This is a genomic window from Planotetraspora sp. A-T 1434, assembly GCF_025420585.1.
GTDB lineage: Bacteria > Actinomycetota > Actinomycetes > Streptosporangiales > Streptosporangiaceae > JAOEGB01.
Window position 1 is genome coordinate 11197 of record NZ_JAOEGB010000046.1, and the last position, 21997, is coordinate 33193.

General features: G+C 71.9%; 7 protein-coding genes. 5 read left to right on the top strand and 2 right to left on the bottom strand.

All coding sequences use genetic code 11. The features are described from left to right. Positions 1–271: 271 nt before the first annotated feature. Positions 272–2395, top strand: a complete 2124-nt coding sequence (gene pabB / locus N5079_RS34135; RefSeq protein WP_261588356.1) for an aminodeoxychorismate synthase component I — start codon at positions 272–274, stop codon at positions 2393–2395. Between the two features lie 49 nt (positions 2396–2444). Here the strand turns inward: pabB and N5079_RS34140 are convergent, their stop codons facing one another. Both N5079_RS34140 and N5079_RS34145 read right to left on the bottom strand, forming a co-directional pair. Continuing rightward, a complete protein-coding gene (locus N5079_RS34140; RefSeq protein ID WP_261588357.1) occupies positions 2445–3863 on the bottom strand; it encodes a class I adenylate-forming enzyme family protein in 1419 nt (472 codons plus the stop codon). Continuing rightward, complete coding sequence (locus N5079_RS34145; RefSeq protein ID WP_261588362.1) at positions 3860–4201, bottom strand: acyl carrier protein; 342 nt, start codon at positions 4199–4201, stop codon at positions 3860–3862. The genes N5079_RS34140 and N5079_RS34145 overlap by 4 nt, the downstream gene beginning before the upstream one ends. Positions 4202–4444: 243 nt before the next feature. On the opposite strand from N5079_RS34145, the gene N5079_RS34150 reads away from it, so the two are divergent. The 4 genes from N5079_RS34150 to N5079_RS34165 all read left to right on the top strand — a co-directional run. Then, positions 4445–5542: a MupA/Atu3671 family FMN-dependent luciferase-like monooxygenase gene (locus N5079_RS34150; protein WP_261588358.1), complete on the top strand. Its 1098-nt coding sequence runs from the start codon at positions 4445–4447 to the stop codon at positions 5540–5542. 711 nt (positions 5543–6253) lie between these two features. Further along, positions 6254–7612 (top strand): serine hydrolase domain-containing protein, encoded by a 1359-nt coding sequence (locus tag N5079_RS34155; protein ID WP_261588359.1) that lies wholly within the window; start codon positions 6254–6256, stop codon positions 7610–7612. A 97-nt stretch (positions 7613–7709) separates the two neighbouring features. Beyond that, entirely contained in the window at positions 7710–14666 is a 6957-nt protein-coding gene (locus tag N5079_RS34160) for a non-ribosomal peptide synthetase (RefSeq protein ID WP_261588360.1), read from the top strand. A 17-nt stretch (positions 14667–14683) separates the two neighbouring features. After that, on the top strand, positions 14684–21997 hold a 7314-nt coding region (locus N5079_RS34165), incomplete at its 3' end, for a non-ribosomal peptide synthetase (RefSeq protein WP_261588361.1).

Here is a 21997-nt window from a genome sequence, read left to right on the forward strand (position 1 = left end):
GCCCGACGCAAGGAGTATTCAGGCGCGCCGGCTCGGCGGCCAAGCGCCGAAGTGCGCCCGAAAGGCATAGTCGAACCGCCCCCTACCTATCGCGATAGCCGCCGTGCGGGAGAGCCGTAGACTCGGCGACAGCGCCGCGCCGAGGCGAGATCGTTCCTCGGGCGGCGTCACGCCGATCCCTTCACGGATCCATTGGGGGCGACGCCATCATCCCGGCCGACCGTCGCGTCGGCCCGTCCGTGCCCGTGTGCAGACCGAGCCTGGAGGCGTCGTGCGAGTGCTCCTCATCGACAACTACGACTCGTACACGTACAACCTGGCCCAGCTCATGGCCCGGGTTTACGGACGGTTGCCCACCGTGGTGCGGAACGACTCCGCCGAGTTGCGGGCCGTCGACCCGGCGGACTACGACGCGATCGTGGTGTCGCCCGGCCCGGGCAGGCCCCAGGCGCCGCAGGACCTGGGACTGACCGTCGACCTGTTACGCACGACCACTCTGCCCGTGCTGGGTGTCTGCCTCGGGCACCAGGCCATCGGCTGGCTGTCTGGCGCGTGGGTCGGGCCCGCTCCGCAGCCGCGCCATGGGTACGTGGATCGGATCCGGCACGATGGGACGGACCTGTTCGCCGGGCTCCCGCAGGATTTCGCGGCGGTGCGCTACCACTCGCTGTGCGTGAAACCGGAGGGCGTGCCCGACCTCGCGACCACCGCGTGGACCGAGGACGGCGTGGTCATGGCGCTGCGGCACCGCACCCGGCCGTGGTGGGGGGTGCAGTTCCACCCCGAATCGGTCGGCACCCAGCACGGCGCGCGACTGGTCGAGAACTTCGCCGGGCTGGCACGCCGGAGCCGGGCCGTCCTCGCCGCACCACCACAGGAGGCGGCCGCGACACCCTCCCCGGATTCCCGCCAGCGGGACGGCGGGTGGCGGCTCCGAGTGCGGACCGTGGACTCCGAGGTGGATCCCGAATGGCTCTTCCGCCGGTGGTTCTCAGGCAGCCCGTCGGCCTTCTGGCTGGACAGCAGCCGGGTCGAGCGTGGCCTGTCCAGGTTCTCCTTCGTCGGCGACGGGGGCGGCCCCCATGGCGAAACGCTGCGCTATCGGGTCGGCAGCCGCCGGGTCCACTCGGTACGCGCCGACGGGACGACCTCGCAGCTCCCCGGCTCGATCTACGACGTTCTCGCCGCGCGCCTGCGTGAGCGTGCGCTCGCCGACGACGCCGGCCTGCCGTTCGATCTCGATGGCGGATATGTCGGTTACCTGGGCTATGAGATGAAGGCGGAGTCGACCGGTGCGGCAGCGCACCGCTCCGCTCTGCCGGACGCCGTGTGGATCTCCGCCACACGCTTCGTCGCGGTCGACCACCTGGAGGGCCGGACCTACGTGGTGGCGCTGGCCGGCCCCGATCCCGAGGACGTCGCGGTGGCCGACCGGTGGGCCGACCGAGTCGCCGCCGGCCTGCCCGGCCCGGACACGCCGGCCGATGCCACAATCGGGCCGCCCGCCGCGTCAGAGGAGCTTCTGACGGATGTCGAGCAGTGGCTGACCCGGCCGCGCGAGGACTATCTGGCCGACATCGCCGAATGCCGGCGCCTGCTGCGTGAGGGTGAGAGCTACGAGATCTGCCTGACGAACTCGGTCCGCCTGCCGTACACGGGGGATCTGTTCGCGTTCTATTCGCGGCAGCGCCTGCTGAACGCCGCGCCGTACGCCGCCTTCCTGCAGTGGGACGGGCACCGGGTGGCGTGTTCCTCGCCGGAGCGCTTCCTGCGGGTCACCCGCGACCGGGTGGTGGAGTCGAAACCGATCAAGGGAACGGCGCCCAGGCATCCCGATCCGGATTTCGACCGGGTCATCCGCGACGACCTGGCCAAGGACCCGAAGACACGCGCCGAGAACATGATGATCGTGGACCTGCTCCGCAACGACCTGGGCCAGGTCTGCGAGGTCGGGACGGTGGAGGTGCCCCGCTTCATGGCGGTGGAGTCGTACACGACCATGCACCAGCTCGTGTCCACCGTGCGGGGACGGCTGCGCGGCGACGTCGACGCGCTGACCGCCACCCGGCACTGCTTCCCGGGCGGTTCGATGACGGGCGCGCCGAAGGTCCGGACCATGGAGATCATCGACAGGCTCGAAGGAGCCGCCCGCGGCGTCTACTCGGGGACGCTGGGCTATTTCGCGCTCAGCGGCGCATGCGATCTGAACATCGTGATCCGCACGGCGGTGAGCGGCGACGGCCACCTCACCGTGGGGGCCGGGGGCGCCATCGTGCTCGACTCCGACCCGGTCGCCGAGTATGAGGAGATGCTCCTCAAGGCCCGGGCGCCGCTGCGGCCCCTCCTCGCCGGCGAGCCGGTCACGCTCAAGGACCCGGCGCACCAGTCACGATGAAGGGCCCGTTGCCCCCGTCATGCTGAAGGCTCTGGGCGGCGGGCAGCGGTCAGGTGGCGCTTCCGTCCGTCAGGCCCTGCCACAACGGAGCCATGCGGATCTTTCCCGTCGTCGTCCTCGGCAGCGCCGGGACGAGGTGAAGACGCCTGGGGATCTTGTATGACGACAGCAGGGCGGCCAGATGCCGGCGCAGGCCGAGCTCCGTCACGTCTGGCTCGGCCACGACGAACGCGACATATCCGGCGTCCTCCCCGACGACGGCGACGCAGTCCCGGACGCCCGGCATCGACCGCACCGCGTTCTCCACCTCGGCGGGATCGACCTTGCGGCCTCCCACGACGACGCGCCGGTTGACCCGCCCGGTGACGACGATCCGGCCGGAGCCGTCCACCGTGCCCCAGTCGCCGGTCCGGAACCATCCGTCGACGTAGGACCGCTGCGTGAGCTCGTCCTGGCCGAGGTAACGGCTCGGCCGTCCCGGCACCCGGACGAACAGCTCGCCCTCGCCCGCCGACCACTCGCCGTCGAGCCTCGTCCGGGCCTGGACGCCGGGCACCAACCGGCAGGCGTCATCCGGACCGTCAGGAGCGGCGAAGCCGATCTGCCCCAGTTCGGTGGCTCCGTACTGGTCGCGCAGCCTCGCGCCCGTCGCCTCCAGCCACGCGGAGCGTACGGCCGGCCGCAGCGGTTCGCCGGCGGACACGCACAGCCGCAGGTCCGGCAGCCCGTGTGACGGCATGGTTTCGAGTGCCGCGCCGTACAGGAACGGCACGGACTGCACGACGGTGGCGCGGGTCTCCGCGAGCAGCGGCACCAGCGCGGACGGCAGGGGCGGATGCGGTGCGAGCACGATCGTGGCGCCTGTGAAGAGCGCCGGAACCAGGACCACTCCGAAGGCGAAGGCGTGATGGAGCGGTGTGGTGCAGAGGATCCGGTCGGCGTCCCCGTAACCCGCCACCTCGGCGAAACGGACCGAGTTGTCCACCACGGCGGCCCAGTGTTTCCCCACCACCTTCGGCAGGCCGTTCGTGCCGGAGGTGACCAGAGCGAGCTCCTGCACGTGGGCGGGCGGCTCGGGCCACGCCGCCGGTTCGCGGGCGACGACCGGCGGGACGCACGTCCGCGCCTCGGCCAGCCGCATGAGCTGGCTCCGCTCCTGCTCGGTGGCTCCGGCGTCGAACAGCAGCGGGACGGCGCCCAGTGCGGCGGCGGCCAGGATGGTGACGATCGACGCGACACTGTTTCCGGTCGGGATGGCGACCGGCTCGCCGGGCCGCGCCCCGTTGTCGCGCAGGTGCGCGCTGGTCGCCGCGACCGCCGCGACCAGTCGGCCGTACGGCAGGGCCGTGCCGTCCGCCGCGATGACCGCGTCGGCGGTGGGACGTTCGACGGCCCAGCGCCGCAGCCGGTCGAAGAACGCCGCATGGCCCAGCAGCACACGCCCGTCCGCGTCGGCGGACCGTGTCATGCGTGTCCCCCCGGTCCCGGGCGTACCGGCTGGGCGTCTTCACCGGCGCCGACCGAAGCCCCGTCGCCGCCGCCGTCGCTCTCGAGGCTTATGTACGCGACGAGGGAGGCGATGGAGCTGGCCACGGCCCACAGCTCGGCCTCGGCGACCTGTTTCACGTCCGCGTCCTGTTCGAGCTGGGCGACGACGTGCATCAGGTCCAGGGAGTCCACGCCGACGGCGAGGAAGGGCTCGTCGACTCCGATGCCGTACGCCACCTCGTCGCCGATTCGCTCGGCCAGTCTCCGGCGTACCAACGCCTCGGGATCGCTGTGGCCGGCGGTGTCCACGTCGTGCATCTTCACCCGTTTCTCCGGTTTTTAGGCGCCTGCGGTGTTAGGCGCGTGCCCGGGCAGGCGGCGTTTCCACGATCCACGACCGCTCACGCTCGCGCGACCTGCTTTCGGGCAGGGTGGATCGGGTATGCCCGATGAGCGCCCGTTCCGTCCTCCGTGGCGCACGCGGGAGGAGCCGATACTCGCTGATGACGCACCGGGAGCTGCCGGGGGTCGCGCCCGAAACGCATACGGACAGGTGGCCGGATGGACTTCAGCCTCTTCTACTTCGCCGACGACAGCGAAGCGGAGCCGGCCGGGGATCGTTACGCACTGCTGCTCGAAGGCGCCCGCTTCGCCGACCAGCACGGATTCCGCGCGGTCTGGACCCCCGAACGGCACTTCCACTCCTTCGGCGGCCTCTATCCCAATCCGTCCGTCGTCGGCGCCGCGCTCGCCACAGTCACCGAGCGCGTGCACATCAGGGCGGGCAGCGTGGTGGCACCCCTGCACCATCCGCTCCGCATCGCCGAGGAGTGGGCCGTCGTCGACAACCTCTCCCGGGGCCGGGCCGGCGTGTCGTTCGCCTCGGGCTGGAACGTGGCCGACTTCTGTTTCGCTCCGGAGGCTTACCCCGACCGCAAGGCCGCCCTCCTCGATCAGATTCAGACCGTGCGGGCGCTGTGGCGCGGCGAACATCTCGATGTCGTCGACGGCGTTGGCGACAAGACCCGGGTACGCGTCTACCCCCGTCCCGTTCAGCCCGAGTTGCCGGTCTGGATCACCAGCGGCGGCGATCCGGAGACCTTCCGCGCCGCCGGGGAGGCCGGCTTCGGCCTGCTAACCCACCTGCTCGGTCAGGACATGGACCAGCTCGCCGCCAAGATAGCGGTCTATCGGCAGGCTGCCGAGCAGGCCGAGGGCCAGGGGCGGTCGGGTGCGCGGGGGAGGGCCGGTCACGTGGTCGCCATGGTGCACGCCTTCGTCGGAGACGATGACGCGGCGGTGAGAGAGCAGGTCCGGGCGCCGCTGTCGGCCTACCTGCGCAGCTCGCTCGATCTGGCCAGGTCGCAGGTGGACGCCGCGCATCCGCTCTCGCGGGAGAAGGACCACGAGCGGGCCGTGGACATCGTCGTGGCCAAGGCCTTCGACCGCTATGTCGATGGCGGCGGACTGCTGGGCGGCCTGGACACGTGCCTGAGCCGAGTGCGCCGGCTCCAGGAGATCGGCGTGGACGAGGTCGCCTGTCTCATCGACTTCGGACTGCCCGCCGACCAGGTCCTGGGCGGCCTCGATCGGCTGGACCTGCTGCGGCGGATGAGCCAGGCCGAGGCGGATTCCGGACCGGCCACCACCCCCTCCTAGACGCGTGATCATGCAGCTGTTCCCGCACGCGCCGTCCTACCTGGCGCTTCGTGCGGCGTGATCATGCACACGTTCCCCTGCGTACCGTCTACCGGGCGCTTCGTGCCGCGTGATCATGCGTGACGAGGGTCCGCCCGATGGACAGACGCTGCATGATCGCAAACGGTGTCGGCGCTGATCAGACCGCATGTGGCGGAATCGGTGCATGATCACGACCCGGGAACCCCCACGGAACCCCGGACGGAACCCCCACGGAACCGCCACGTCCCCGGGACTCCCGGGAAACCGTGCATGATCACGGCGACGGGCGTGTGAGAAACACACACTTGACACCCTGACGTATTCACGCATGTTGCTGATTACTGTCACTAGTTGTGACGGCATGCCCATGTAAGTCTTGGATTGCACCTCGCGGTGCCGGAAGGCCGATCGCCGGCTTTCCGTCGCAAGAGAACCGCTGACGACCGATCCGATCGATATCCCGAGAGTCATCTGAGAGCTATCCCGAGAGTTTCGCGAGAGTCCATTCCCCGAGAGTCGCCCCCAAAAGTCACATATCGGCGGTTACGCAAGGGCACCCGAGGGTGAGGCCCGGCTGAGCGCGGTGAGACCCATCTCCCCGGCCCAGGAGCATCCGTGTCCTCATCAATCCGATGCGTCTTTTCTCGTGCCCGCGGGCGAGCCACCGTAGGCGCGTCATGGAGGTTTCCAGTGATCGAACTCCTGAACCGGCCCCACGTCCCGACCTTCCTCAAATCCCAGTTCGCCGCCCTGGCCCGGGACCACCAGGTCTGCGGCGCACAGCTCGTCATCCAGCATGACGACGAGACCGTGGCGATCGAGGTGGGCGAGATCCAGCATGGCGGCGGCCGCCCGGTCACCCGCGACACCGCCTTCCCCATCGGGTCGGTGACCAAGTCCTTCACCGCCACCCTCGCGATGACCCTCGTCGCGGACGGCGACCTTGACCTCGACGAGCCGTTGGGCGGGCATCTGCCCGAGCTGGGCGAGCTGGGCCACCGGCTCACCCTCCGGCACCTGCTCAGCCACACCGCCGGGTTCGCCTGCGGGCCGGACTCCACCGAGGTGGCCACCAGCTCGCCCCGCCGCTATATCACCGACCACTGCGGGCGGCAGAACCTCGTGCTCCCGCCGGGCGCCGGCTTCTCCTACTCGAACATGGGCTATGTCATCGCCGGTCGGCTGGTCGAGGTGATCACCGGCATGAGCTGGACAGAGGCCATGGCGTCGATCTTGCTCCGGCCCCTGGGGATCGCGCCGTCCTTCATCTGCCCGGTCGCGGGCCGGCCGTCCGGCCGTCCGATCGCCACCGGTCACTCGGTCAATCTCGCCCTCGGCAGGACGCAGCCCGTCCAGCAGTCCCTCGCGCCGCCGGAGGCTCCGGCCGGGGCACTGGCCATGAGTGCCATGGACCTCGTGGCTCTCGGGCGGACCCATGTGCCCCCGGGTGTGCCGGGGCTGCTCCCGCCCGGCCTTGCCGTACAGATGCGACGGCCCGTCCCCGCAGCGAACCCCTTCGGGCTTGCCGACGGGTGGGGCCTCGGGTTCGCCGTGTTCCGGGACGAGGCCACCGAGTGGATCGGCCATGACGGCAACGCGGACGGCACCTCCTGCTACCTGCGCGTCGATCCGGTCGACGGGTGGATCGTCGCCCTCACCACCAACACCAGCTCGGGGATCGGCCTCTGGCGGGAGCTCGGCGCCCAGCTCGCCGACGCCGGGATCCCGATCCCCGGCGACGGCTCGCCCGCCGCCGCCGCACCGCCCGCCGTGGCGCCACCGGACTGCGTCGGGGTGTACGCCAACGGCGACTCCGAGTTCGTCGTGACCGGCTCGGACGGGTGCTTCTCCCTCGCCGTGGATGGGTCGGACTTCATGGTCCTGGCCAGTGCGGACGGCCTGACCTTCTCGCTGATGGAGCACTCCTCGGGCCAGCGTCTGCCCGGTGGGCGATTCCAGCGTGACCCGGACACCGGCGAGATCAACGGAATCCAGGTCAACGGCCGCCTGGCGCGCCGGCGCCCGTACGTCCCGGCCATGTCCCGCTGAGCAGCCACACGTGCCTGCCGTACGTCCACGTGCCTGTTTCCCGGTTCGTCCTCCAGCCGTTTCCGCGGTGAACCGCGTCGGAAAGGTGTGAAAACTTATGTTGACCGAGGCCCCCGGCACGCTACCGGCCCCTGAGTGGAACGACACCGGCCGCGAGGTCGCGCCCGCCACGTTGCCACGGCTGTTCGAGGACCAGGTGGCGCGGACGCCGGACCTGCCGGCGGTGCTGTTCGAGGGCGGCTCGCTGACCTACGCGGAGCTGGAGGTCCGGGCGAACCGGCTGGCGCACCTGCTGATCCGGCGTGGGGTCGGCCCGGAGCGCATCGTGGCGCTCGCCCTGCCGCGATCGGTGGAGATAGTCGTGGCGCAGCTGGCGGTCGCGAAGGCCGGCGCCGCCTTTGTGCCTGTGGATCCGGGCTATCCGCCCGAGCGGATCGCGTTCATGCTGGCCGACGCGGCGCCCGTCCAGGTCATCACATCCGCTGAGTTGGCCCCTGAATTGAACACCGAACTGCTTGTGGGGGAGGCCACGGGCGTCGTGGCGCTCGACGAGCCCGCCATTGTGGACGCGGTGGCGGCGATGCCCGGTCACGCGCCGACGGACGCCGATCGCACCTCGGAGCTGCTGCTCGCCCACCCGGCGTATGTCATCTACACCTCGGGATCGACCGGCAGGCCGAAGGGCGTGGTGGTCTCGCACCGGGGACTGGCGAGTTTCTCCGCGGCGGAGGTGGACCGATATGCGGTGCGGGCTGGGGATCGGGTGTTGCAGTTCTCCTCGCCGAGTTTCGACGCTTCGGTGCTGGAGCTGTGCATGTCGCTGCCGGTCGGGGCAGCGCTCGTCGTGCCGCCTCCGGGTCCGTTGCTCGGTGAGCAGTTGGCCGAGGTGCTCGCCGAACGGCGGGTGACGCATGCGCTGATCCCTCCGGCGGCCCTGGCCACCGTGCCGGCGGAGGCGGCGCGCGAGCTGCCCGAGTTCCGGATGGTCACCGTGGGCGGCGACGCGTGCCCGGCGGAGCTCGTCGAGCTCTGGGCACCCGGGCGCAGGATGATCAACTCCTACGGCCCGACGGAGTCCACGGTCGTGTCGACGTGGAGCCGGCCGCTGGTGCCGGGCCGTACGCCGCCGATCGGGGAGCCGATCTGGAACACCCGGGTCTACGTGCTGGACGAGGCCTTGCGGCCGGTCCCGGTGGGCGTCGCCGGCGAGCTGTACGTGGCGGGGATGGGACTGGCGCGTGGATATCTCCGCAGGCCGGGGCTGACGGCGCAGCGCTTCGTCGCCAACCCGTTCGGCGCGCCCGGCGAGCGGATGTACCGCACCGGCGACCTGGTGCGGTGGAACGCCGACGGCGAGCTGGAGTTCGCGGGCCGCGCCGACGACCAGGTGAAGATCCGCGGCTTCCGGATCGAGCTCGGCGAGATCGAGACCGCGCTCACGCGGCATCCGGAGATCGGCGCGGCCGTCGTGACCACCCGCGAGGACCGGCCCGGTGACAAGCGGCTGGTCGCCTACGTGGTGCCCGCCAACGGGCGCGTGGCCACGCCCGGTGAGCTGCGCGCTTTCCTGGCCAGTTCGCTGCCCGTGTTCATGCTGCCCGCGGCGTTCGTCAGGCTCGACGCTCTGCCGCTGAGCCCCAACGGCAAGCTGGACCGCCGCGCGCTGCCCGCGCCCGAAGGCCGTGGCGCGTCCGACGCCTATGTCGCCCCGCGCACCGAAACGGAGCGGACGCTGGCCGACATCTGGGCCGAGGTGCTCGGAGCGCCGCGCGTGGGCGTCGAGGACGACTTCTTCCTGCTCGGTGGCGACTCGATCCAGGCCGCACGCGCCCTCTCCCGCGTCCGGGCAACGTGCGGCGTCGAGTTGCCGGCCCGTGCGATGTTCGACGCGCCGACCGTGGCGCAGCTCGCCGAGGCGGTGCGCGGGGCGGGCCGTACGGACCCGGCGGAGCGGATCCGCCGGGTCTCTCGCGATGGCATGCTGCCACTGTCGGCCGCGCAGCGACGGCTGTGGTTTCTCGACGACCTGACCTCCGGCGGGACCGGATACAACACCGGGGTCGGGCTTCGGCTGTCCGGCCCGCTGGACCTCGACGCGCTCGGAGCCGCGCTCAAGGCGCTGGTGGACAGGCACGAGTCGTTGCGCACCACGTTCGACACCGTGGACGGACACGGGGTGCAGATCGTGGCGACGCACGGCGAGCTGCCCCTCCGCGTGGCCGATCTGTCCGCGCCTGACACGCCTGATCAGGTCAGCTTTGATCTGGCCGGCTTTGATCTGGCCACACTGGATCTGGCCACGCCTGACCTCTCCACGGACGATCTTTCCGTATCCGGCTCGGCGGGGGCCGGGTTGTCCCCGGCCTCGACGGACACCGTTGAGCAGAGGGTGGAGCGGGTGCTGCTGGACGAGCTGCGCACTCCATTCGACCTGCGGAAAGGGCCACTGAGCAGGGCGGTCGTGGTGCGCCTCGGCGAGGACGACCACGTCCTCATGCTGAGCCAGCACCACATCGTCACCGACGGCTGGTCGGTCGGCATCCTGGTCGACGAGCTGGCGCAGCTGTACGCCGCCGCGCGGAGCGGCGTTCCGGTGGCGCTGCCGCCTCTGCCGATCCAGTACGCCGACTTCGCCGTGTGGCAACGCGAACGGCTGGCGGGCCCGGCGTTTGAGGATCACCTGGATTACTGGCGCGCAAAGCTGGCCGGCGGCCAGGCGCTCGAACTGCCGACCGACCGGCCCCGGCCCGCCATTCTCTCCACGGCCGGCGCGGTGCACCGCCGCGACCTGCCGGCCGATCTGGTCGGCGCGTTGACCGAGGTAGGGCAGGCATACGGCGCCACGCTGTTCATGACCCTGGTGGCCGCCGTGCAGGTGCTGCTGGCTCGGTACAGCGAGCAGGAGGACGTCGCGGTCGGCACCGTCACCTCCGGCCGAAACCGGGCCGAGCTGGAGGATCTCGTCGGGTTCTTCATCAACACCGTCGTCCTGCGCTCCCAGGTGGACGAGTCGCGGAGGTTCGGGGACTTCCTGTCCGCGGTCCGGGAGACCGTGCTGGAGGCCTTCGCCCACGACGAGGTGCCGTTCGACCGGCTGGTCGACGAGCTCCAGCCGGAGCGCGATCCCAGCCGCACGCCGCTGGCGCAGGCGCTGGTGGTCCTCCAGAACGCGACGGTCCAGCCGACGGAGGTGGGGGGTCTGCGCGTCGCCGAGCACGACCTGCCCCGGCACTCCGCCCGGTTCGAGCTGGTCGTCGAGTTCGTCCCCCGGGGCGACTCGATGACGATGGTGCTCGAATACAACACCGATCTCTTCGAACCCACGACCATCGCGCGAATGGCCGGCCAACTGGAAACGCTGCTGGCCGCGATAGCCGCCGCGCCGGACCGTCCGCTGGCGGACCTGGCCGGCGGCCCTGCGGAGTCCACGACTCCACAGGTCCGGAAGGACGGGCGGTCGGACTTCCGTACGCCGTCCCGCCGGTCCGAGGTGCGTCCGCTGTCCGGCCGGGCGGTCACGTCCGCGGGCGGCTCCGGCTACGTGGCGCCCCGCACCCCGGTCGAGCGGGCGCTGGCGCGGATCTGGGCCGACGTGCTGGGAGTGGACCGGGTCGGCGCGACGGACAACTTCTTCGAGCTGGGCGGCGACTCCATCCTGAGCATCCAGGTGGTGTCCCGGGCCCGGCAGGACGGGCTGGACCTGACGTCCAGAGACGTCTTCCTGCACCAGACCGTCGCGTCCCTGGCCGCGCGCCTCACCGAGGCGGCGGCGCCCGCTCACCAGCCGGTGGGCGGGCTTCCCGATCAGGGCGTCGTGAGCGGACCCGTGCCGCTGACGCCGATCCAGCACTGGTTCTTCGAGACCCATCCTGAGCGTCCCCACCACTTCGACCAGTCCGTTCTCGTCGAGCTGGCCGTACGACCGGATGAACAGGCGCTGCGGCACGCCCTCGACGCGGTGCTCGCGCATCACGACGCGCTCCGGATGCGGTTCGAGCGGGCCGGCGGCGAGTGGCGGCAGCACAACGCCCCTCCGGCCGGTCCAGGTGACGAGGCCGGCGAGTCACTGGAACGCCGCGACCTGTCCGGGATGGACGCCGGGGAGCGGGCCGCCGCGATGCGGGCCATCGCCGACGAGGTCCACGCGGGCTTCGACCTCGCCACCGGGCCGCTGGTGAAGGCCGTCCTGTTCGACGGCACGCCCGGCCAAGCCTCCGGCCGAGCTTCCGGCGGCGCGCTCGACCGTGCCTCCGGCGGCACCTCTGAGCAGGGGGCCGAGGGGCGGCCCGCGCTGCTCCTCGTCGTGCACCATCTCGTGGTCGACGGCGTGTCCTGGCGGATCCTGCTGGAGGACCTCGGCCGCGCCTACCGGCAGGCCGTCCGGGGGGAGCCGGTCGATCTCGGGGCCAAGACCACGTCGTTCCAGGAGTGGGCCACACGGCTGACCGCGTACGTCGCGGACGGCTGCCTGGACGACGAGCGTGACCACTGGGCGGCCGTGACCCGCGACGGCGATCTCTCCGTGCCGGTCGACGGCCAGGGAGCCGGCACGGGCGCCAACACGGTACGGACGACCCGCTCGGTCACCGCGCGGCTGAGCCCGGAGGAGACCGAGAGCCTGCTGCGACAGGTGCCCGGCGTCTACCGGACCCAGGTGAACGATGTCCTGCTCGCCGCGCTCGGCGAGGTGCTGAGCCGGTGGACGGGACGCCGGCGGGTGCTGGTCGACCTGGAGGGCCACGGCCGTGAGGACCTGCTGGAGGGCGTGGACCTGACCCGTACGGTCGGCTGGTTCACCACGATCTTCCCGGTCGCGCTCGACCTGCCCCGCGACCCCGGCGACCCGGGCCTTCTCCGCTGGGGAGCCACGCTGAAGTCGGTCAAGGAGCAGCTGCGGGCGGTGCCGCGCCGGGGTCTCGGCTACGGGGCCCTGCGCTATCTCGGCGGTGCCGTACAGGCTGAAACCGATCGGCGGCCGCAGGTGAGCTTCAACTACCTGGGACAGTTCGACTGGCCCGTCGATGAGAGCGGACCCTTCCGCGCCGTTCCCGGGGGGCTGGCCGCCGACGACGATCCGGAGGCGATGCGGCCGCACCTGCTCGACGTGGTCGGCGCGATCGAGGACCAGAGGCTCGAGTTCACCTGGTTCTACTCGGACGAGGTGCACCACGAGCACACCATCAGGCGGCTGGCCGACGACATGATCGGCGCGCTGCGCGAGATCATCGAGCACTGCGCGCGGCCGGAGGCCGGAGGCCGCACGCCGTCGGACTTCCCGCTGGCGCGGCTCGACCAGGCGGCCGTGGACCGGCTGGCCGGTGATGGCCGGTCGGTGGAGGACATCTACCCCCTCACGCCGATGCAGGCCGGCATGGTCTACCACGGGCTGTCCAACGGCGACCAGGGTCTCTATCTGCAGCAGCTGACGTTCGTCCTGGACGGCGTGGCCGACCTCGGGGTGCTGCGGGCCGCCTGGCAGCACGTGGCCGACCAGACCGCGGTGCTCCGGTCACGGGTGGTCTGGGAGGGCGTCTCCACACCCGTCCAGGTCGTCAGTCGCCACGCCGCGGTGCCGTTCACCTGCCTCGACTGGACGGATCTCCCCGAGGCCGAGTGGCGGGAGCGGCTTCGGCGTCTTCTCGACGCCGACCGGGCCAAGGGCATTGACCTGGGCACGGCGCCGTTGATGCGGCTGACGGCGGCCCGGCTGTCGGACACCGAGGTCCAGGTGGTGTGGACGTTCCACCACCTGCTGCTGGACGGATGGAGCGTCTTCCAGGTCCTCTCGGACGTCTTCGCCTGCCACGCCGCACTGGCCGCCGGGCGCGCTCCGGAGCCGGTGGCCCGGCCGCCCTTCGGCGACTATCTGCGGTGGCTCGCCCGCCGCGACCGGAGGGAGGCGGAGCGGTACTGGCGGGGGCTGCTGGCCGGGTTCGCCGCGCCCACGCCCCTGGGCTACGACCGCACCCCCGGACCGTCGCACGCGAGCGTCTCCACTGCCCGGCTGTCCGTACGGCTCGACGAGGCGGAGTCCGGCGCGCTGCAGGAGTTCGCCAGGCGGCACCGGTTGACGGTGAACACGGTCGTCCAGGGGGCCTGGGCCGTGGTGCTGTCCCGGACCAGCGGGCGGCGCGACGTGTGCTTCGGCACCACGGTGTCCGGCCGCCCGGCCGACCTTCCCGGCGCGGACACCATCACTGGGATCTTCATCAACACGGTGCCGGTGCGGGTCGACGTGGCGGGCCCGGCGAGCGTGGCCGAGTGGCTGCGGGCCCTCCAGGGCGCCCAGGCGCACTCGCGCAAGTTCGACCACGTATCGCTGACCCAGTTGCAGGGCTGGAGCCAGCTACCCGGCGGGGTAGACCTGTTCGACAGCATCGTGGTCTTCGAGAACTACCCGATCGACGACGCGGTCGCGGCGCAGCACGGCCTGCGGCTGCGCGAGCTGAGCGCCGTCGAGACCACCAACTATCCCCTCAGCCTCGCGGTGACCCCCGGCACGCGGCTGGCGGTGGACTTCGGCTACGACCCCGATCTGTTCGAGGCGGAGACGATCGAGCGGCTGGCCGGCCGGTTGCGCCACGTCCTGCGGCGGTTCATCGACCAACCGGACGGCCAGCTGGACCGGGTCGGCACCATCACCGAGGCCGAGCGGGCCCACGTCCTGAGGGACTCCCACCCACTTCAGCCCGCCCTACCCAAGGCCGGCCACGAGACCATCCCCGGAGCCCTCCAAGAGACCGCGGCGCAGCCCACCCCGCCAGGGACCGGTTACGTCGCACCACGAACCGACAGTGAGCGCGTGGTGGCGCGGATCTGGGCCGAGGCGCTCGAGACGGACCAGGTCGGGGTCGAGGACGACATCTACTACCTCGGCGGGGACTCGCTGCGGGCCCTGCTCATCACTTCAAAGATCAAGTCGGCGTTCGACGTCACCCTCACCCCGCGTGACGTGCTGATCAGCCGTACCGTCTCCGCGCTCGCCGAGCTGGTGGAGGAGAAGATCCTGCACGAGCTTGAGCGGGTCGCCGCCGGTGGCGGCAACGAGCGCTAACTCTGAGGAGAGCAACCATGCCGTCATCGCACCAGAGCCGGATCTCGGCCCTGCCCAGCGAGCTTCAGGAGTTACTGCGCCGGCGTCTGGCCGGGCAGGCGGGCCACGCCGGGCAGACAGGCCAGGCCGACGTGATCCCGCCGGCGGACCGCGGCGGCCCGATCCCGCTGTCGTTCGCTCAGCAGCGGATGTGGTTCCTCGATCAGCTGCGGCCGGGGACCTCCGAGTACCACAGCGCGCTGGCCCTGCGGCTGCTGGGATCGCTGGAGGTTTCCGCGCTGACCGGCGCGGTGCGAGAGGTGGTGGCCCGTCACGAGTCGTTGCGGACGACGTTCGACGAGGTCGACGGCCAGGCGGTGCAGCGCGTCCACCCGGCGCCCGCGGCTGATCTGCCGGTGCTCGACCTGGTGACGGTGGCCACGTCCGAGGAGCAGGATCGGGCGCTGGCCGAGGAGTACGCCCGGCCTTTCGACCTGCGCCGTGGACCGCTCTTCCGGGCGAAGCTGGTACGCGTTTCCGGCACCGAACATGTGCTTTTGCTGACCGCCCATCACATCGTCACCGACGGCTGGTCGATGGGGGTCCTCGCCGACGAGCTGGCCGCCGTCTACACGGCCTCCGTCACGAGGGAGGACGCCGCCCTGCCGCCACCACCGCTGCAGTACGGAGATTTCGCGGTGTGGCAGCGTGACCGTCGCCCCGGCGCGCCCGGTGGCGAGCAGCCGAGTGGGCAGCGGGACGAGGCGCCGGATGAGCATCTCGCCTATTGGACGCGGCAGCTCGCCGGCGTCTCGCCGCTGGAACTGCCGACCGATCGGCCGCGTCCGGCCGTACGGACCTCCGCCGGTGCCGTACACCGCTTCACCGTGGACGCCGACGTCGCCGCGCGCCTCGGTGAGCTCACTCGCGCCCGGGGCGCGACGCTCTTCACCGCACTGGTGGCCGCCTGCCAGCTGTGGTGCGCCCGCTACGCGGGGCAGGAAGACGTCGCGGTGGGCACGGCGGTCTCCGGCCGTCACCGGCCCGAGCTGGACCGGACGGTCGGCTTCTTCGTCAACACGGTGGTCCTGCGCTCGTCGGTGGACCTGTCGCTGACCTTCGCCGACTTCCTCGCCGCCGTGCGGGACACCGCCCTCGACGCGTTCGCCCACGACGAGGTGCCGTTCGAGCGGCTCGTCGACGCCGTCCAGGTCACGCGTGACCCCAGTCGCAACCCGCTCTTCGACGTCATGGTGCTGTGGGAGGACGCCGGGCGCGGGGCTCCGGCGTTCACCGGTCTCCGGGTCGAGGACGTCACCGTGGAGCGCCACGCCGCCACCTTCGACCTCACGGTGGAGTTCCAGCAGCGCGGCGGCGAGATCGTCGGCTCCGTGGAGTACAGCACCGACCTGTTCGACGCGCGGACCGTCGCGCGGATGGCCGAGCACCTGCGCGTACTGCTGGAGGCGGTGGCGGCCGATCCCGACCGGCGGCTCGCGGAGCTTCCGCTGTCGGGCGAGGCGGAGCGGCATCGCCTGCTCGTGGAATGGAACGACACCGACCGCGACGTGCCGGCGGCCGTGCTGCCCGGACTGATCGAGGAGCAGGTGGCGCGGACACCGGACGCCGTCGCCGTGGTGTCCGGCGGTGTCGAGCTGTCATACGGCGAGCTGAACGCGCGGGCGAATCGGCTGGCGCGGCGGCTGGTACGCCGCGGCGTCGGGCCGGAGCGGCTCGTGGCGCTGGCGCTGCCGCGATCGGCAGACCTGATGGTGGCGCTGCTGGCCGTGCTGAAGGCCGGCGGGGCGTACCTCCCGATCGACCCCGGCCATCCGGCGGAGCGGATCCGGATGATGCTCGACGACGCCCGGCCCGTGTTGCTGGTCACCACGGATGAGGTCGCGGAGCGGCTGCCAGAGGGATCGGCGATCCCCCGGCATCTGCTGGACGAGCGCGAGGACAGGGACGAAGACAGACACGACGACGGCGCGGACGTGAACCTGGACGACTCGAACCTGGACGCCTCGTACCTGGACGACTCGAACCTGGACGACTCGGAGCGGCTGGAGCCGCTGTCGCCCGGCCATCCGGCCTACGTCATCTACACGTCCGGGTCCACCGGGCGGCCCAAGGGCGTAGTGGTGACCCATCGGAGCGTGACCGGCCTGACGGCCTGGGCGGCGGCGCGGATCGGTCAGGCCGGGCTGTCCCACGTGGTGGCCTCCACGTCGCTCAACTTCGACGTTTCGGTGTTCGAGCTGTTCTGCCCGCTGACCGTGGGCGGCCGGATCGAGCTGGTGCGCGACGTGCTCGCGCTCACCGACCGGGCGGCCGGGCCGGTCAGCCTGGTCAGCGCGGTGCCCTCGGCGCTCTCCCAGGTGCTGGCCCAGGGCGCGGTGGCGACCACTCCCGGCACGGTCGTGGTGGCGGGGGAGGCGCTGTCCGCCCACGCGGTCCGTGAGATCCGTACGGCCTGGCCGGAGGCCCGGATCGCCAACATCTACGGCCCGACCGAGGCCACCGTCTACGCCACGGCGTGGTACTCCGGCTCAGGTCCCGCCGTACGGCCCGGCACCGGCGGCGGCGACCGCGACACCGGTGGTGAGCAGGGGCCGCCGATCGGGCGGCCGATCAGCAACACTCGGGCGTACGTCCTCGACGGCGAGCTGCGGCCGGTGCCGGTAGGCGTGCCGGGAGAGCTGTATCTGGGCGGTCTCGGTCTGGCCCGGGGCTACCTGAACCGGCCGGGCCTGACCGCCGAGCGCTTCGTGGCCGACCCGTTCGGCGAGCCCGGAGCCCGGATGTACCGCACCGGCGACGTGGTGCGGTGGAGCGACGACGGCGAGCTCGTATACCTGGGCCGGGCCGACCACCAGGTGAAGGTGCGCGGCTTCCGCATCGAGCTGGGCGAGGTGGAGGCGGCGCTCCTGCGTCACGAACTGGTCGGTGAGGCTGCGACGGTCGTCCGTGAGGACGCCGGTCACCGGCGCCTGGTCGGCTACGTGGTGCCCCGGCCGGGTGGGCAGCCGCCGGACACTTCGCACCTGCGTGACTTCGTCCGGGGGATCCTGCCGGACTACATGGTGCCCTCGGCGTTCGTGACCCTGGACCGGTTGCCGCTGAACTCGAACGGCAAGCTGGACCGGCGCGCGCTCCCCGCCCCACGGTGGGGCGCCACCGGCTCCGGAGACCGGGTCGAGCCCCGGACCGAGGCCGAGAAGAGGCTGGCGGAGATCTGGGCCGGCGTGCTCGGGGTGGACCGGGTCGGCGTCGAGGACAACTTCTTCGAGCTGGGCGGAGACTCGATCCTGAGCCTCCAGGTGGTGTCCCGGGCCCGTCAGGCCGGCCTGCCACTGTCCGCAGGTGATCTCTTCCGCCACCAAACAGTGGCGGAGCTGGCCGCCGTCGTGCGGGAACCCGCCGCGACGGCGGCGGCCGGCATCCCGGCGGCCGGCGGTCCGGCCCCGCTGGGCCCGATCCAGAGCTGGTTCTTCGACACCCACGGGCCGCTGCGCCACTTCACCATGTCCATGCTGGTGGAGCTGGCCGAGGACGTGGACGAGGCGGCGCTGCGCACCGCCGTGTCAGAGGTGCTCGCGCACCACGACGCTCTGCGGACGCGCTTCTCCCGCACGGACGGCGAGTGGCGCCAGGAGCCCGTGACCCCCGCGACTCGGGAATCCGGTGCCGTGGAGGCCGGTTCCGAACCGGCCACCGAAGGCGTCCGTGGATCCGGCCCCGCTTCCTCGTCGGCGGGGGGCGTGCCGTACGCGCGGCATGACCTGTCGGGGCTCGGCGACGCGGAGGTCACGGCGGCCATCGAGAGGGTCGCGACGGAGGCTCGCGCCACCCTCGACCTCGAGGACGGCCCGCTGGTCAAGGTGCTGCTGTTCGTCCTCGGCCCGGACCGGCCGTCCCGGCTCTTCGTCACCGCGCATCACCTGGTGGTCGACGGGGTTTCCTGGCGGATCCTGCTCGGCGACCTGGAGACGGCGTACCGGCAGGCCGCCGAGGGCCGCCCTGTCGCGCTCGACCCGGTCGGCACGTCCTTCGGGCAGTGGGCGCGCGGGCTGGCCGACCTCGTCCGCTCCGGCGGGCTCGACGACGACCTTCCGTACTGGACCCAGACGTCCGCGGGTGACCAGGCACAGCGCTTGGTGGAGCTGCCGGTGGACCACGCGGGCCGCGCCACTGTGGGCTCCACCCGCCCGGTCACCGTACGGCTCGGCCGCGACGACACCGACGCGCTGCTGCACCGGGTGCCGGGGGTGTATCGGACGCAGATCAACGACGTGCTGCTGGCCGCGCTCGGCCGGGTGCTGTCCGAGTGGACGGGGCGGGACAGGGTCCTGGTCGCCATGGAGGGGCACGGCCGCCAGGACGTCCTCAACGGCGTGGACCTGACCCGCTCGGTCGGCTGGTTCACCGCCCAATACCCCGTCGTGCTGGAGGCCCCGGCAGGAGACTGGGGCGCCGCGCTCAAGTCCGTGAAGGAGCGTCTGCGGGCGGTGCCGCGTGGGGGCCTGAGTTACGACGCGCTGCGCTACCTCAGCCCGCCCGGCTCGCCGGCCACCGCCCTGCGTGGCGACCCGTCGCCGCGGATCCGCTTCAACTACCACGGCCAGTGGGATGTTTCGGCGGCCGGGGACGGGTTGTACCGGGCCCGGCGCGACGGAGCCGGCCCGGACCTCGATCCGGCGGAGCATTCCACCTACCTGCTCGACGTCACGGGCCTGGTGGAAGGCGGCCGGCTTGAGCTGACCTGGCTCTATTCCGACCAGGTGCACGACGAGGCCACCGTACGGCGGCTGGCCGAGCGGATGCTGCGGGCGCTCCACGAGATCGTCGAGCACTGCGCGGAGCCGGCCGCCGGTGGCCGCACCCCCTCCGACTTCCCGCTCGCGGGCCTCGACCAGGCGGCCGTGGACCGGATCGCCGGTGACGGCAGGGAGATCGAGGACATCTACCCCCTGACGCCGCTCCAGGCCGGGATGCTCTTCCACAGCCTCGTGGACCCGGACATCTACGTGGACCAGGCCAGGCTGTCGCTGGACGGCGTGTCCGACCCCCGTGCGCTGGGCGAGGCCTGGCAGCGGGTCGTCGACCGTACCCCCGCGCTGCGCACCTCGGTGGTCTGGGAAGAGGCCGGCGAGCCGGTGCAGGTCGTGCGCCGCCACGCCAGGGTCTCGGTGAGCCACCACGACTGGCGCGGCCTGCCCGATGAGGAGCGCGAGGCCGAGCTGGCAGGAGTGCTGGCGGCCGACCGCGCCGCCGTGACCGACCTCGGCGCCACGCCGATGATGCGCCTCGCCATCGGCCGCCTTCCCGGCGACCGGGTGCTGCTCGTCTGGACGACCCACCACCTGATCCTGGACGGCTGGAGCCTGGGCCAGGTGTTCGCCGAGGTGTGCGAGCAGTACGCCGCGATCGTGGGCGGGCGGCGGCCCGAGGTGGTGGCCCGCCGGCCGTTCCGGGACTACCTTCGCTGGCTGCGCGACCAGGACCACCGGAGTGCCGAGGACCACTGGCGGCGCGAGCTGTCCGGATTCACCGCGCCGACCGCGCTGCCGTACGACCGGCGGCCCGAGCAGGCGCACCGGGCCGAGTCGGCCGAGTCGGTCGGCTTCGTGCTGTCGGAGGAGGAGTCCGCACGGCTGCGCTCGGTGGCCCAGGCGGGCGGCCTGACCGTCAACACCGTGCTGCAGGGCGCGTGGGCGTTGCTGCTTTCGCGCTACAGCGGCGAGCCTGACGTGGTCTTCGGCACCACCGTCTCCGGACGGCCCGCTGAACTGGCAGGCGTGGAGTCGATGGTCGGCATGTTCATCAACACTGTGCCGACCCGCGTCGCCGTACAAGGCGAAGAGGGTCTCGTGCCGTGGCTGCGGCGGCTGCAGGAGGCGCAGAGCGAGTCCCGGCAGTACGACTTCGTCTCGCTCGCCCAGTTGCAGGGCTGGAGCGACCTTCCTCCCGGAACGAACCTGTTCGACAGCATGGTGGTCTTCGAGAACTATCCGTACGACGCCGATGGCGCGGAGGGCCCACGGGTCCGCGAGGTGCGGGCTCGGGACACCACGAACTTCCCGCTCAGCCTGCGGGCGTACATCACCGACCGGCTCGACGTCGATCTGGCCTACGACCCCGGCCTGTTCGACCCCGCGACGGCGCGGCGGATGGCGGATCACCTCCGGCTCGTGCTGACGGCGATCGCCGGCGACCCGCGTCGACCCGTGGGCGAGCTCCCGCTGGCGAGCCCGGCGGAGCGGGACCAGGTGCTCGTGCGGTGGAACGACACGGCGCTCGATGTGCCGGAGACGACGGTCGTGGAGGTGTTCGAGGCGCAGGCGCGGCTGACCCCGGACGCGACGGCGCTGGTCTGCGGGGATGTCGCGCTGACCTATGCCGAGCTCAACGCGCGTGCGAACCGGCTGGCGCGTCATCTCGTCGCCCGGGGGGCCGGGCCCGAGCGGGTCGTCGCTCTGGCCCTGCCGCGTTCGGCGGAGATGGTCGTGGCGATCCTCGCGGTGCTCAAGGCGGGCGGGGTGTACCTGCCGGTCGACCCCGCGCTGCCCGCCGACCGGGTGGCGCTGATGCTCCAGGACTCGGAGCCGGCGGTGGTGCTCGACGCCGCTTCGGTGGACGCGGACACGCTGGCCGGATACGCGACCGGCGACCTGGCCGACGCCGAGCGGAACGGCCCGGTACGGCCCGGCGACGCGGCGTACGTGATCTACACCTCGGGGTCCACCGGAACGCCCAAGGGTGTGGTGGTCGAGCACCGCAGCCTCGTCAACCTGCTGTTCAGCCACCGGTCCGACCTGCTGCCGGCGGACGGGCGACGGCTGCGGGCGGCGCTGACCGCGGCGTTCTCCTTCGACACCTCCTGGGAGGGGCCGCTGCTGATGGCGGCCGGGCACGAGCTGCATGTGATCGAGGACGAGGTGCGGTTCGATCCGTCCGCGCTCGTCGACTATGTGGAGACCCGGCGGATCGACTTCCTGGACCTCACGCCGACCTACGCCCAGCAACTCCTCGCCGCGGGGCTGCTGGACGACGGGTCGCGGGACGGGTTGCCGGACGGGGGGCGGCACCGGCCGGCGATCCTGATGCTGGGCGGCGAGGCCCTGGACGAGTCGCTGTGGCGGCGGCTGGCGGAGACCGAAGGCACGATCAGTTACAACTTCTACGGTCCGACCGAGTGCACGGTGGACGCTCTGTCCTGCCGGGTGGGCGAGCAGGCCCGCCCCGCTGTGGGCCGCCCGCTCCGCAACGTCCGGGCATACGTGCTGGACGAGCGGTTGCGTCCCCTACCGGTGGGGATGCCCGGAGAGCTGTTCCTCGCCGGTGCCCAGGTG